General features: G+C 68.4%; 12 protein-coding genes and 1 riboswitch. Of the genes, 2 read left to right on the forward strand and 10 right to left on the reverse strand.

All coding sequences use genetic code 11. The features are described 5' to 3' along the window. Positions 1-167: 167 nt before the first annotated feature. Positions 168-1,658, forward strand: a complete 1,491-nt coding sequence (locus B3I25_RS09435) for an alanine/glycine:cation symporter family protein (protein WP_098053524.1) — start codon at positions 168-170, stop codon at positions 1,656-1,658. 138 nt (positions 1,659-1,796) lie between these two features. On the opposite strand, the gene B3I25_RS09440 is transcribed toward B3I25_RS09435, so the two are convergent. Next, positions 1,797-3,071: a hypothetical protein gene (locus B3I25_RS09440; RefSeq protein ID WP_064846521.1), complete on the reverse strand. Its 1,275-nt coding sequence runs from the start codon at positions 3,069-3,071 to the stop codon at positions 1,797-1,799. A gap of 200 nt (positions 3,072-3,271) precedes the next feature. On the opposite strand from B3I25_RS09440, the gene B3I25_RS09445 reads away from it, so the two are divergent. Further along, a complete protein-coding gene (locus tag B3I25_RS09445; RefSeq protein WP_144997093.1) occupies positions 3,272-3,457 on the forward strand; it encodes a hypothetical protein in 186 nt (61 codons plus the stop codon). Between the two features lie 173 nt (positions 3,458-3,630). Here B3I25_RS09445 and B3I25_RS09450 read toward each other — a convergent pair whose 3' ends face one another. The 9 genes from B3I25_RS09450 to B3I25_RS09490 all read right to left on the reverse strand — a co-directional run bounded on the left by B3I25_RS09450 (position 3,631) and on the right by B3I25_RS09490 (position 13,480). Continuing rightward, complete coding sequence (locus B3I25_RS09450) at positions 3,631-4,122, reverse strand: CoA-binding protein (RefSeq protein ID WP_064846522.1); 492 nt, start codon at positions 4,120-4,122, stop codon at positions 3,631-3,633. Between the two features lie 2 nt (positions 4,123-4,124). Then, positions 4,125-5,543, reverse strand: a complete 1,419-nt coding sequence (locus B3I25_RS09455; RefSeq protein WP_064846523.1) for an O-acetylhomoserine aminocarboxypropyltransferase/cysteine synthase family protein — start codon at positions 5,541-5,543, stop codon at positions 4,125-4,127. A gap of 61 nt (positions 5,544-5,604) precedes the next feature. Further along, a riboswitch (SAM riboswitch) is annotated at positions 5,605-5,702 on the reverse strand. Between the two features lie 370 nt (positions 5,703-6,072). Next, positions 6,073-6,768, reverse strand: coding sequence for a succinate dehydrogenase/fumarate reductase iron-sulfur subunit (locus B3I25_RS09460; protein WP_098053523.1), 696 nt, complete (start codon positions 6,766-6,768; stop codon positions 6,073-6,075). Further along, the gene (locus tag B3I25_RS09465; protein ID WP_098053522.1) at positions 6,768-7,742 is read right to left on the reverse strand and encodes a succinate dehydrogenase cytochrome b subunit; all 975 of its coding nucleotides are present in this window, start codon (positions 7,740-7,742) and stop codon (positions 6,768-6,770) included. Before B3I25_RS09465 ends, B3I25_RS09460 begins: the two co-directional genes overlap by 1 nt. Positions 7,743-7,812: 70 nt before the next feature. Beyond that, positions 7,813-8,406 carry a DUF3995 domain-containing protein gene (locus B3I25_RS09470; protein WP_098053521.1) on the reverse strand — a complete coding sequence of 198 codons (594 nt, stop codon included), beginning with the start codon at positions 8,404-8,406 and terminating at the stop codon, positions 7,813-7,815. Between the two features lie 9 nt (positions 8,407-8,415). Beyond that, a complete protein-coding gene (locus B3I25_RS09475) occupies positions 8,416-10,548 on the reverse strand; it encodes an AMP-binding protein (protein WP_286738747.1) in 2,133 nt (710 codons plus the stop codon). A 112-nt stretch (positions 10,549-10,660) separates the two neighbouring features. Continuing rightward, positions 10,661-11,626 carry an ABC transporter permease gene (locus tag B3I25_RS09480; RefSeq protein ID WP_286738748.1) on the reverse strand — a complete coding sequence of 322 codons (966 nt, stop codon included), beginning with the start codon at positions 11,624-11,626 and terminating at the stop codon, positions 10,661-10,663. Then, positions 11,623-12,672: an aliphatic sulfonate ABC transporter substrate-binding protein gene (locus B3I25_RS09485; RefSeq protein ID WP_131332225.1), complete on the reverse strand. Its 1,050-nt coding sequence runs from the start codon at positions 12,670-12,672 to the stop codon at positions 11,623-11,625. The genes B3I25_RS09480 and B3I25_RS09485 overlap by 4 nt, the downstream gene beginning before the upstream one ends. Before the next feature lie 4 nt (positions 12,673-12,676). Next, a complete protein-coding gene (locus B3I25_RS09490) occupies positions 12,677-13,480 on the reverse strand; it encodes an ABC transporter ATP-binding protein (protein ID WP_414672706.1) in 804 nt (267 codons plus the stop codon).

Genomic DNA, 13,480 nt, shown 5'->3' on the forward strand with positions numbered 1-13,480 from the left:
GGGCCCGGGGCACCAGGGCCCTGACACGTCCCGCTGACACTCACACGGGGCCCTGTTTCCGCTACTGTGACCTAGATCAGTGCAACAGCACACGTCAGTCACCCGGTTCCCCGCTGCCCATCGCGCAGCGGCCGGAACCGTCTTGAGGCAGAATTCCGGGGAATCACATGGATGCGTTGACAGAACTCGTGGGAACGCTGGGCGGTTACATCTGGTACGTCGTCTTCGCGATCCTGATTGGTGTGGGGTTGTACCTGACCATCCGCACCAAGGCCATTCAGCTACGCGGGATCCCCGAGATGTTCAGGGTGCTCACCGATCCGCCCGGTGATGCCGAGAACGGCCGGAAGGGCATCTCCTCGTTCCGCGCGTTCACGGTCTCCGCGGCCGCTCGCGTGGGCACGGGCAACATCGCCGGTGTGGCCATCGCCATCAGCCTGGGTGGGCCCGGCGCGGTGTTCTGGATGTGGGTCATCGCCGCGATCGGCGCGGCCAGCGCGTTCGTGGAGTCCCTGCTGGGGCAGCTGTACAAGGTCAAGACCGGCGACGGCTACGTGGGCGGTCCCGCGTACTACATGGAGCGCGGGCTCAACAAGCGCTGGATGGGTCTGCTGTTCGCGGTCATCATCACCGTGACCTACGGTTTCGTGTTCAACTCCGTGCAGTCCAATTCCATCGTGGACGCCGTGAGCGGGTCCTTCGACGTGGACATCACCAACGGCCAGGGCATGTGGATGCGTGTGGTCCTGGGTCTCGCGCTCGTGGTCATCACCGCGGCCGTGATCTTCGGCGGCATCCGCTCCATCTCCTCCGTGACGCAGATCCTGGTCCCCGTCATGGCCGTGCTGTACCTGGTCCTGGGGCTGCTCGTGGTGGTCCTGAACATCACCGCGGTCCCCGGCATGCTGCTCATGATCGTGGAGGGTGCGTTCGGCATCCGTGAGTTCGTTACGGGCAGCGTGCTCGGTGTGATCATCCAGGGCATGAAGCGCGGTCTGTTCTCCAACGAGGCCGGCATGGGTTCCGCGCCCAACGCCGGTGCGACCGCGTCCATCTCCCACCCGGCCAAGCAGGGCTTCGTGCAGTCCCTGGGGGTGTTCTTCGACACCATGCTCGTGTGCTCGATCACCGCGTTCATCGTGCTGCTCTCCAACCCCACGTTCGGCGACGAGCGCCAGGGTGCCTCCCTCACGCAGAGCGCCCTGGGCATGCAGCTGGGTGACTGGGCCGTGCACTTCCTGACCGTGGCGATCTTCCTGTTCGCGTGGTCCTCGGTGATCGGCAACTACTACTACGGCGAGTCCAACATCCGCTTCATGACCAAGTCCCGTGCGGCCATGAACATCTACCGCTTCGCCGTGCTCGTGTGCGTGTTCCTGGGCGCCATGCTCGCGCTGGACCTCGTGTGGTCCCTCGCGGACCTGTTCATGGCCCTCATGGCCACGCTGAACCTCATCGCGCTGTGCATGCTCGCGGGTGTCGCCGCCAAGGTGCTGGCCAACTACATGGAACAGCGCAAGGCCGGGGTGGAGCCCGTGTTCAAGGCCGGGGACGTCCCCGGGATCACCGGTCTCTCCGCCTGGGACGGCACGGACACCGTCACACTCCCCGTGTTCTGGGAACAGCGCGCCAACCAGAAGAACGGGGCGCGCCGCTGAGAGCGACCCGTACGCGGCGTCGTCGTCCCCGGCTCTTTGCAGGGGCGACGACGCCGCTGTCGTCCCCGCGCGCAGGTCGTCGTCTGTGCGCGGCGCGCGCGGACGACGCCGCTCGCGGGGGCCGCTCGACGGCTGCGCTCAGCCGCGCTCGGGCGAGGGGCTCGGGGAATCGCCCGAGCCGTCCGCGAGATCCTGCTGGACCTGGGTGTCGATCGCGCCGGTGAGGGCGTCGTCGTCCGCGGGGGAATCGTGGGCCGCGTCCCGGAGCTGGTGCTCGTTGAACTCGGAGAACTCCTTGTCCTGCGCGCGACGCTTGGTCAGCAGGGCGCGGATTCGGTTGCGGCGCCCGGCCTCCACGCTGATGTCCTCGCGGTGACGGAACCACCACCACAGCATGACGACCACCAGGACCATGCCCACGTACCCGATGATCGGGTAGACCACGCTCATCAGGGTGCCGAAGCCCACGAGGCTCACCACGTAACCCACCGCGCACAGGCCCAGGAAAATCGGGACGTAGCGGTGGCGGTGGTTCACGGTGACCCGGCGACCCAGGGCGTAGAACATGCTGATGGTCGTGTTGTAGATCATCACGAACGTCACCACAACCATCCCGAGTGCGGCCCAGGGGTGCATGGTCTGGAAGAGCTGGAGCATGGGCACCTCGGAGCCGCCCACGGCATCGAAGTTCACGAGTAGGGCGAAGGCGTTCATGGCCAGAAGAACGGTGTAGACCACGCCGCCCAGCAGCCCGCCCCAGCCGGCATCGCGCGGGTTGAGGGCGTTGCCGCCGATCACCAGGGACATGGACACGCCCAGCATCAGGGCCATGCACGTGTAGTTGATCGCGGACAGCCACCACGGGCTCACGGGGGAGCCCGCCTGCACCGCGAGCTCGTGCAGCGATCCGAGATCCACGGGGAGCTTGGTCAGGGTGTAACCGAACGCCACGATCACGGCCACGAAGATCGCCGGGGTGACCGCCGAGATGATGTTGGTGACCTTGTTGACGTTGAGCAGCCCCGTGACCATCACGAGCACCACCATGATGGCCGAACCGATCCACGCGGGCAGCCCGAACTGTTGTTCCAGTGTGGAACCCGCGCCGGCGAGCATCACGATGCCCATGGCCAGCAGGGTCAGACTCACCGCGATGTCCAGGAACCGGGACACCACGGGAGAGGACACGGACCGGAAGACCCGGCGGTGCTCGTCCGCCAGGAAGTAGCTGCCGATGTGGATGATCACGGCACCCGCGGCGATCATCAGGATCCCCGAGACCACCGCGCCGGCCAGCCCCCAGACACCGAACGAGATGAAGTACTGGATGACTTCTTGACCGGTGGCGAAACCGGCACCCACCAGCAGGCCCACGAAGGCCAGGGTGACTTGCAGGGTTTTCTTGGCGGACACGGGAGCAACTCCTCGGGGGTCGGACGGTTCTCATGTGGCTCGGACCACATTCCAGGTCTTCTCCACTGGTCAAGCATAGGGAGTGGGCTCGTCCGCGCCACGTGGCAGCGGCCTGCCCGTGACGTGATGATGCCGACACCTCCCGACTCGGGGGTCGGCGGAATACGCGGAGGTGGAGCATTCGACGAAGGGCGCACCCCGTGACGCAGCAGTGGCAGGCAGATCTCGAGAGCTTGGTGGCCGGTTGGGACGCCGCCCGCGACGACGCCCCGCAGCAGGAGGTCCTGGTGTGCTCCGGGGAGGCGGGATCGTTCGACGCCCCCATGGGTGACTACTCGCGCTTCGAGGTGGACGAATGGGGTCACCCGTGGTGCACTCCACCCTGAGCGACCCGCACTCGCAGGGCCGATAGCCCTCGCGATTTAACTGAGTAAAAGCAGGGTTTCGCGCCCAAATCTGTTTTTACTCCACTAGAAATTCGATTTCCGGTGCGGGCGTCAGCGGGGGTGGCCGGTCAGCGGCGTCGGCAGCGGCGCGCCGGCGCCGTCGCGCCCCGGTCTCAGGCCAGGACCTGGCGCTTCGAGGAGATCACTCCGGTGTTGAACCCGGCCAGGTGAAGACCGCCGTGGAAGCGCGCGTGCTCGATCTTCACGCACTGGTCCATCACCACGTCCAGCCCGGCGTCCTCCGCGATGGCCGCCGCTTCCTCGTTCCACGAGCCCAGCTGCAGCCACAGGGTCTTGGCGCCCACGGCCACGGCCTCCCGAGCCACGTCGGGCAGGTCCGCGTCCTTGCGGAACACGTCCACGAGGTCCGGGACCTCGGGCAGCTCCGCGAGCGACGGGTAGGCCTTCTGGCCCAGCACCTCGTCCAGCACGGGGTTCACGAAGTACACGCGGTACGGGCTCGACGACTGCAGGTACGTGGCCACGAAGTAGCTCGCACGGGACGGCTTGTTGGACATCCCCACGATCGCGATCGAGCGCGTGCCTCGGAGGATGCCGAGCCGTTCGGGGGCGCTGGGGCCCACCCAGGTGCGTTGCGTGCTCATACCTATTCTCCTTCGGCTCCGGGCAGCGCGCAGGCCGCCGCACTGTTGTCCTGGTCCAGGGTGGTGCGCGCCGCGTCCGTGAGCGCGGCGGAGGGGGCGACGACGCCGCCGTCCCGGTTCCTACCGCTGGCTGCGCTCAGTGCCTGGTCCAGGTCCCACAGGATGTCCGCGGCGTCCTCGAGACCCACGGAGATCCGGATCAGGTCCTCCTTGACCCCGCCCGCGGCGAGCTGTTCGGAGCTCAACTGCTGGTGGGTCGTGGATGCGGGGTGCAGCACAAGGGTGCGGGCGTCCCCGATGTTGGCCAGGTGTGAGGCCAGTTGCAGGCTCCCGATGAATCGGGCGCCCACCTCACGGCCGCTCAACTCGTCCGTGCCGGCCACACCGAAGGCGAAAACGGATCCGATGCCGTGGGGCAGGTACTTCTGCGCGCGTTCGTGGTGGGGGTGGCCCTCGAGTCCCGCGTAATTGACGTAGGAGATGCGTGGATCCGTGGCGAGCCACTGCACGACCTCCTGCGTGTTGGCCACGTGGGCGTCCATGCGCTGGGGGAGGGTCTCCACACCCTGCAGCAGGTTCCACGCGGCCTGCGGGGTCAAGGACGGCCCGATGTCCCGCAGCTGCTCCGAACGCAGTTTGGTCAGGAACCCGTACTCACCGAAGTTCCCCCACCACGTCACGTTGTTGTACGAGGGAACCGGTTCGGTCATGGCCGGGAACTTCCCGTTGCCCCAGTCGAAGCGGCCGGATTCGACCACCACGCCGCCCAGAGTGTTACCGTGCCCGCCCAGGAACTTGGTGATCGAGTGGATCACGATGTCCGCGCCGTGCTCGAACGGGCGGCACAGGTACGGGGTGTTGAGCGTCGCGTCCACGATGAGCGGCACGCCTGCTTCGTGGGCCACCGCGGCGAGCCCCTCCAGATCCGCGATCTCCCCGGAAGGGTTGGCCACGAGCTCGGTGTACACGGCCTTGGTGTGTTCGGTGATCGCGGCCTTGTAGTCGGCGGGCTCGGTCCCGGGGACGAAGGTGGTCTCCACACCGAAGCGACGCAGGGTCACGTCCAGCTGGGTGACCGTTCCGCCGTAGAGCTGGGACGAGGCCACCACGTGGTCACCCTGGCCACACAGCGCGGCGAACGTGATGAACTCGGCGGCCATCCCGGAGGACGTGGCGACCGCCCCGATCCCGCCCTCGAGGGAGGCGATGCGCTCTTCCAAGGCCGCCACGGTGGGGTTGCCGATGCGCGAGTAAATGTTGCCGTACTTCTGCAGCGCGAACAGGTTGGCGGCGTCGTCGGCGTCCTTGAAGACGAACGAGCTGGTCTGGTAGATGGGCACGGAGCGGGCGCCGTGCTCGGCGTCCGGGGTGCCGCCGGCGTGCAGGGCGCGGGTGCGGAAACCGAACTGGTGCTCGGCCATGGATGTCCTCCTCGTCGGCCGGGTACGGCTCCCGTCCGACAGCTGCCCGGGGCCGCGCAGCACTCCATCGGTCCTGGCGGTAGCACCGTGCAGTTGGCCGAGCACTGCGGGTTGCTGCGGCGTCATGGATCCAGGTCTCTCGGCCGCTCGGGATGGTGCGTCTATTGTGTCGCGCGCGTGGGTGACGGACCAAACCGTGCGGATCGCAGCCGCCCGAAAGCGGGTGCGATTGATTCAGAGGGCGCGCGCCACGGGTGCCCCGCCGCGAAGGTCACGCTACAGAACAGGTTCCAGCGTTCTCTGGCCCGCAGGATCCCGGATGCCACGGTGGTCGAGGACTCACGCTCGGCGGCCCGCACCACCACGCGTCCCGCCGGGCCGTTGCGGCTGCCCTTTCCCCGGTGGCGGAAGGGCTGACCCGCCCGTCCGCGGTTCGGCCCCCGGTCGGTGGGGCCCGCGGTGAAAGCGGTGAACTTCCCGCCCTTGGGGTCGCCGACTGCTGGTGAGCTCGCTGGCTTCGGGGCGGAACTCAGCCGTACTTCTCGGGGTCTTTCCGGCGCAGGTTCTCCCGCGCCACCGCGGTGAGGTTCTCGAGTGGCAGCCCCGCCGGGCAGACCTCCGTGCAATCGCCCAGCAGGGAGCACGGGCCGAACTCGTGCTCGGCGGCGTCGAGCACCTTGCTCGAGCGCTCGTCGCGTTCCTCGGGCGTCTTGGCGAGCGGCGGCAGTTCCTTGAGCAGCGTGCCCACGTAGAGCTGGCCCGAGCCGTTGGGGCACGCGGCCACGCACGCGCCGCAGCTGATGCACCCAGCGGTGTTCAATGCCTTCATCGCGACCGGGAACTTGGCCTCCTTGGCCACGCGCCGCAGGGCCTTCTTGTCCACGGACAGGTCCTTCTTGACCGGGAACGCTCCCGCGCGCAGGGGCTCGATGAAGATCTCGTCCCCGTCCCGGTAGGCCCTGAGCGACTGCGTGCACGAGGCCCGGTTCTTCTCCGGCCCGTGGGCCACGCCGTCCACGGTCACGCCGCACTTGCCGCAGATGCCCTCGCGACAGCCGTCGTCGAAGCTCACCGGCTCTGCACCCTGGCGCTCGAGCGTCTCGTTGACGGCATCGAGCAATTCGAGCATGCTCAGGTCCTCGCGGGCCTGCACGGGGTGGACGGTCTCGAAGCCACCGGGCTCGTCCTCGCCCGCCTGGCGCCACACGTGAACGGTCAACAGCATCAGCGCACCACCTTGGTCAGTACGGCCACGGGAATGCTCACGTTCCCCAGGGCGACGACGCCGCCCACGGCCTTAGCGATCGTGTCCACCTGTCGTACCCGTCGCGCGGTTCCGGTCACCCCGGTGTCCATCGCGGCGGTCCGCAAGCCATGGATCATGTGTCCGGCGAGCGCGGCCATCGAGGCCGTATAGAACACCGCCACGGACGGCCGGGACAGGCTCGCCACCAGGTTGCCGTACGCGTCACCGTGGGTGTGGCTTACGGAAGCAGCAGGCCGGGCGCCCGCCGTCAGGTCCAGCACGTGGTACACCGTGAACAGTCCGAGCACCGCGCCCGTGGAGCGCATCGAGCGGGCGATGATTCGGGGGACGGAGCGGCGTCGGCCTCGGGGACGCTGACGTGGCGCGTGGCGGTCGAAGTGGCTGGCCAGGAAGGCTCGGTCGAACGCCGCTTTCCGGTACCGTTGCGTCCCGCTCGGGGCAGGCGCAGTGGGGAAACCGTTCCGTATCTTCTGAGCGGCGGCGCCCACCCGCCACGTGATGGGCCGGAGCGCATCCGCCACCGCGCGGCCCTCGGCGCTCATGGCCCGCAGCGTGAGCTCGGTTCCGGCCAACACATGGGTCGCAGCACTTCCGATCAACCCGATACGCACGACCCACAGCACGGAGTTGCGGGGCAGCACCGGCGCGCCCACCGTGCGAATGAACTCGGCGTACTCGTTGTAGTGGTCCCGGCCTAGGTAGACCTGCATGTTCCCGGCCATGTGCCCCACAGTGAACACGCTCAACACGGTGCCCGAGGCGGCCATGGCGAGCTTGAGGTCGGAGCTGTGGGTGTCCCCGAACATGCGCTGCCAGGCATCGCCGGCCACGGCAGCAATCCCGGCAGTGACGGACGCGTCCGCGGGGGCGGTGGCCGTGCGGGTAGTGCCGGTGACGGGTCGCTCGGTCGAGGGCTGCGCGGCGGAATTCATCACTGAGCCATCTTAGAAGTTCCTTCGGGGCATAACAGTTCGCGGGGTCACACGCGGTCATGCCCGCAGATCAGGAAGAAGCCTGGGTGGTGGTCATCCGCAGTTGGTGGCGTGGGTTCCCCGGTCGGCTCCTTCGTGCGGATGTTCCCCTCCCGATAAGTGACTCACGTGTGCCGTGCGGGCGCGTCCGCGCCGGCCGGGACCGCCACAGATGGATCAGCAGCGCGGCACCCCAGACCAGGAACAGTGGATCCCACAACCATGCGTGACCGATCATGGCTAGTCGCTCGTATCCGGTGGCCGGGCGGATGAGCCCGATGAGCACGGCATTGCTGATCACCGTGTTGGTCCCGCCGTAGACCACCAGGACCACGGCACCCACCCAACTTATGGCCCGCCAGAACCGTCGCCAGGGCACCCTGTCGTAGGCTTCCGCCACTGGAATGACGGCCGCCATGAGCTTGAAAAGCGAAACCATGCCCAGCCCCAGCCCGGCGGCCAGGGGTGCCTCGTAGGACAGCCGTACCGTCCACTGCCCCACGGTGTCCAGCAACCAGTGCCCGCCCAAAGCCCAGTAGAGGCTGAATCCGGCATTCACGACCCCGGCCGCACACGCCAACCAGACCCAGCCGCGACCGCCGTGGGATCGGGGCAACAAGCTCATGTGGTCAAGCTAAGCACGCCCTGCCAAGACCTCCGCGATCGCGTTTAGCGCTTCCTCGTTCTGCAGCGAGGAACGGTCGCCCAGCTGCTCGCCCTCGTAGAGCTGGGTCAGCAGGCGGCGCGTGATCTTCCCCGAACGGGTCTTGGGCAGATCCGGAACCACGATGACCTCGCGCGGTTTGGCGATCGGGCCGATCTCCCGGGCCACGTGCGCGCGCAGCTCCTCGCGGACCTCTTCCGTGGACAGCGATTGCGCATCCGCCGTGAGCACCACGCACGCCAAAATGGCGTGGCCCGTTACCGCGTCGCGGATCGGGGTGGCCCCGGCCTCCACTACGTGGGGGTGGGTCACCAGGGCGGATTCGATCTCGATCGTCGACAACCGGTGCCCGCTCACGTTGATCACGTCGTCTACCCGCCCCAGGATGTAGAGGTCGCCCTCGTCATCGGTGCGTGCGCCGTCCCCGGCCAGGAACCAACCGCGCTCGCCGTAGGCCGCCCAGTAGGAGGACAGGTAGCGCTGCGGATCGCCCCATACCGTGCGGGCCATGGACGGGCCGATCTTGTCGATCACGGCATAGCCCTGCAGGTTGGGGCCCACTTCCTCACCGGCCTCGTCCAGCACCCGCACAGATACGCCGGGGACCGCACGCGTAGCGCAACCGGGCTTGAGGGAGGTGTGCGCTGCGGCCTCGTCGAACGTGCCGGGAGGGGCGAACTGCGGATCGTGCGGGCGCGGGGATGCGACGCAGGAGCCCGTCTCGGACTGCCACCACGTGTCCACGAAGGGCACCTCGTCGCGGCCGACCTGGGCGCGCAACCAGCGCCACGCCTCCGGGTTGATGGACTCGCCCACGGAGCCGAGCAACCGGATCGAGGAGAGGTTGTAGACCGGGGGCAGCCCCTTGGGGAACGCGCCCATGAGCGAGCGGATCAGGGTGGGTGCCGTGTAGTAGTTGGTCACGCCGTAGCGCTCGATGATCTCGAAGTGGCGACCGTAATCCGGGGTGTTGGGCGTGCCCTCGTAGATCACCTGGGACACGCCGTTGACCAGCGGGCCGTAGATCTCGTAGGTGTGCGCGGTGACCCACGCGAGGTCCGCGGTGCACCAGTGCACGGTGGAGTCCACCTTGGCGGGGTCGTTCACGGCGGAGAGCTCCTCCGGGCGCAGCACCCCGGACGCGTCGGGCACGTCCGGGAGTAGGTCGAACAGCAGGGCGTGGGTGTATGCCGTCTGCACCATGTATCCGCCCATCGTGTGGACCAGGCCCTTGGGCCTCCCCGTGGTGCCGGACGTGTAGATGATGAACAGGGGCGTCTCCGCGTCGAACGCCTCGGGCTCGTGGACGTCCGAGACGCCCGCGGTGAGCTCGTGCCACCACACGTCACGCCCGGGGGTCCACGGCACGAGTTCCTCGTCCTTGGAATGCAGGCCCCGGGTGCCGCGCGGCAGATCGGTGCGCCCGGGCCGGGACGTGCGGCGCACCACGATCACGTGCTCGATGCTGTTCTCACCGCTGCAGGCCTCGTCCGCATTGGTCTTCACGGCGACGACGGCGCCGCGCCGGTTCTGCCCGTCCGTGGTCACCAGGACCTTGGCTCCGGTGTCCTCGACCCGGAACTTGAGGGCTTCTGCGGAGAACCCGCCGAACACGAGCGAGTGGATCGCCCCGATGCGCGCGCACGCGAGCGTGATGATCACGGTCTCCGGGATGACCGGGAGGTAGATGACCACGCGGTCGCCCTTCTCCACGCCCAGTTGGAGCAGGGCGTTGGCGGCCCTGGATACCTCACGCTGCAGGTCCGCGTAGGTATAGACCAGGCGGTCCCCGGGTTCACCCTCGAAGTACAGGGCCACGTGCTGACCACGCCCGGCTGCCACATGGCGGTCCACGCAGTTGTACGAGACGTTGAGTTTCCCGCCTTCGAACCACGCGATCTCGGGCACGGTGTAAGTGGGGTTGCCGTCGTGGTCCTCACCCGTGCGCTGCGGCTTCTCGAACCGGTGAGCCGTGTGCCACGGCTGCGCCCAGTCCAGCCGCCCGGCCTGCTCGACCCAGAACTGCACCCGGGCGTCGTCGGAGATCAACGCCGGGTTCGGTGTGGGGTGAGCGGGGTCTGAATACGAGTGCGTACCGGTCACGAGTCCTCCTGTGATGTCGATCCGAACGGTCGGTGTCTGTAACGGCCGGGCCCCCGGTCGAACGACCGGGCCGCGGTGGAACGGCGGGCGCCGGCGGGAACCGGGCGGGTTGTCACCTGGTTCCGGCCACGCTCCAGCGCTGCTGCGTCCACCGCTCGAAGATGCCGAGCAGGGCGTCCGTGAGCTTGCCCAGCACGGCCAGCAACACGATCGCGAGCAGCAACCGGTCCGTGCGGCCGTTGTTCTGCGAATCGGTGAGCAGGAATCCCAGGCCCATGGAGGAGCCCAATAGTTCCGCGGCCACCAGGAACAACCACGCCTGGGCCAGGGCCAGGCGCAGCCCGGAGATCACGGAGGGCAGCACCGCGGGCAACTGCACGGTGGTGAAGAGCTTGACCCCGCGCAGCCCGAAGGACCGTGCGGCTTCGATCAGGTGCCGGTCCACGTGGCGCAGCGCGGCGGACACCGTGGTGTACACCGGGAAGAAGGCGCCGATTGCCACCAGGGTCACCTTGGAGTTCTCCCCGATCCCGATCCACAGCAATAGCAGCGGTACCCACGCGAGGGACGGCACGGCGCGCAGCGCGCCGATCGTGGGCGAGCCGATGGCCCGCGCCCACGGGGAGAGCCCCAGCAACGCGCCGAGCAACAGCCCGAGCCCACTGCCGATCAGGAAGCCCACGATCACGCGCTGCGTGGAGATCCCGACGTGCAACCACAGGTCACCGCTGCGCAGCAGCTCCCATCCCGCGGCGAGCACCGCGGACGGGCGCGGCAACTGCACGGGGGAGAAGGTCCCGTTCGTGGAGAGGGTGTGCCACGCGAGCACCAGCAGCACGGGCAGGACGATCCCGATCAGCCCCAGGGCCCAAGGATTGCGCAGCGCGCTGGGACGCGTGCGGGAATCCGCCGCGGCAGGGGTGTCTGATGGGGGTGCGACGTCGCCGGGTGCCACCGCGCCCGCCTCGTGGCGTCCGTTGTCGTCGGACAGTGTGGCCACCGCAGTGACGCCAGCTGCTTCGGAGGACGCGCCGTCCGAGGACCGCGGTACGGTGGAGGAGGTGTCGTGAGTGCTCATGAGGACTGCTTCCCTTCGATCACCTGGGCCACGGCGGCCGCATCGGCGTGTTGTGCGTAGTGCTGCTCCACGATGTTCGCGAGCGCCTCGTCCACGTCCTGCTGCGAGGAGACGTCCCCGGATTCCACCAGGATGGGCCCGACCCGCTCGAGCACCGCGAGCTGTTCGGGGCCCGGAACGGGGTCGATGTCCAGGTGGGTGCGCTGCCAGACCCGCCGGGCGGTGTCGCGATCGATGCTCGCGCCTTCCGCGAGGATCGCGATCCCCTCCTCCGGGTGCTGCAGCGCCCACTGCCGCGCGTAGGCGTACGTGTTCACCACGTCCTGCGCACCCGTGGGATTCAGCTGCAGGAACACCTCCCTCGCGTTGAGGAACCCGTACGTGTTGAACTCCAACTGCCGGTGGAACAGCACGTCCCCCGCCTTCTCCGCGGCGGCCATCACGGGGTCCAGTCCGGACCATGCGGCCACCTGACCGGTGTCCAGCGCGGTGCGCCCGTCCGCGTGCTGCAGGTTCACCACGGTGACGTCCTGTGCGCTCATGCCCGCCGCGCCGAGGGACTGCAGGAGGAAGAAGTACGGATCCGTGCCCTTCGTCGCGGCCACGGACGTGCCCGCGAGGTCCGCCACGGTGCGCACGGGGGAGTCCGGGGTGCGCACGAGCGCGGACCACTCGGGCTGTGAGAACAGGTCGATCGTCCTGATCGGCGAGCGATTGGCACGCGCGAGCAGTGCGGCGGAACCTGCCGTGGAGCCCACGTCCACGACCCCGGCGCGTAGCGACTCGTTGGCCTTGTTGGAACCGGCCGAGTACACCCACGTCACGGTCTGGCCGTGGGCCCCGGCGACCTTTTCGAGCCAGCCCTTGGCCTTGATGATCAGGGACAGCGGGTTGTAGGTCGCGTAGTCCAGGTAGATCTCGTGCGCGGAACCGCCGGCCACACCGCGGCCCGGACCTTCGCCCTCCATGACGCATCCGCTCAGGGGCAGCGCCAGCGCGGACAGGCCGAGTGCCTGCAGTGCGCGGCGTCGGGACAACTGCGCCATGCGCTCAGCGCTCCACGCCGAGCAGGGCCAACAGGTGGGTGCGCAGTGCGGTGATCTCACTGTCCTCGCGGGAGCGCGGGCGGGCCAGCTCGGGGGAGATGATCTCGGCGATGGTCGCGGGGCCCGTGGCCGTTTCCCGCGCGAGCACCACCACGTGATCGGAGAGCACCAGGGCTTCCTCGACGTCGTGGGTGACCATGAGCACGGTCGTGGGATCGGCGCGGTGCACGTCCAGCAGCAGATCCTGCATCCTGATCCGGGTCAGGGCGTCCAGGGCCCCGAAGGGCTCGTCCAACAGCAGGACCCGCGGGTTCCGTGCCAGGGCCCGGGCGAGGGATGCGCGCTGTGCCATGCCCCCGGAGATCTCCGAGGGACGGTGATTCGCGTGGTGGGACAGGCCGACGAGCTCCAACAGCTGCGCCACCCGCCGCTTCCCCTCCTGGGCGGGAGTCCCGTGGGGCAGACCCAGTGCCACGTTGCGCGCCACGCTGCGCCACGGCAGCAACCGCGGTTCCTGGAAGCCGACGGCGCAGCGCGGGTCGATCTCGCGCACCACCGAGTCGTCGATCCGGACTTCGCCCTCGCTCGCCGTGCCGAGCCCGGCCACGGCGCGTAGCAGGGTGGACTTGCCGCACCCCGAGGGGCCCAGGACGGAGACGATCTCGCCCGGACGCACCGTGAAGGTCACGTCCCTCAGGACCTCGTGGACATGCGCTCCGTTGTGTGCGGGGAAGGACTTGCCGACCCGGTCGAAGGTGACCGCCGCGGCGTCGACGGCAGATTCCGGGCGCGTGAGGATATGGCTCAA

The sequence above is a fragment of the Kocuria sp. UBA1838 genome (assembly GCF_002338785.1).
Taxonomy (GTDB): domain Bacteria; phylum Actinomycetota; class Actinomycetes; order Actinomycetales; family Micrococcaceae; genus Kocuria; species Kocuria marina.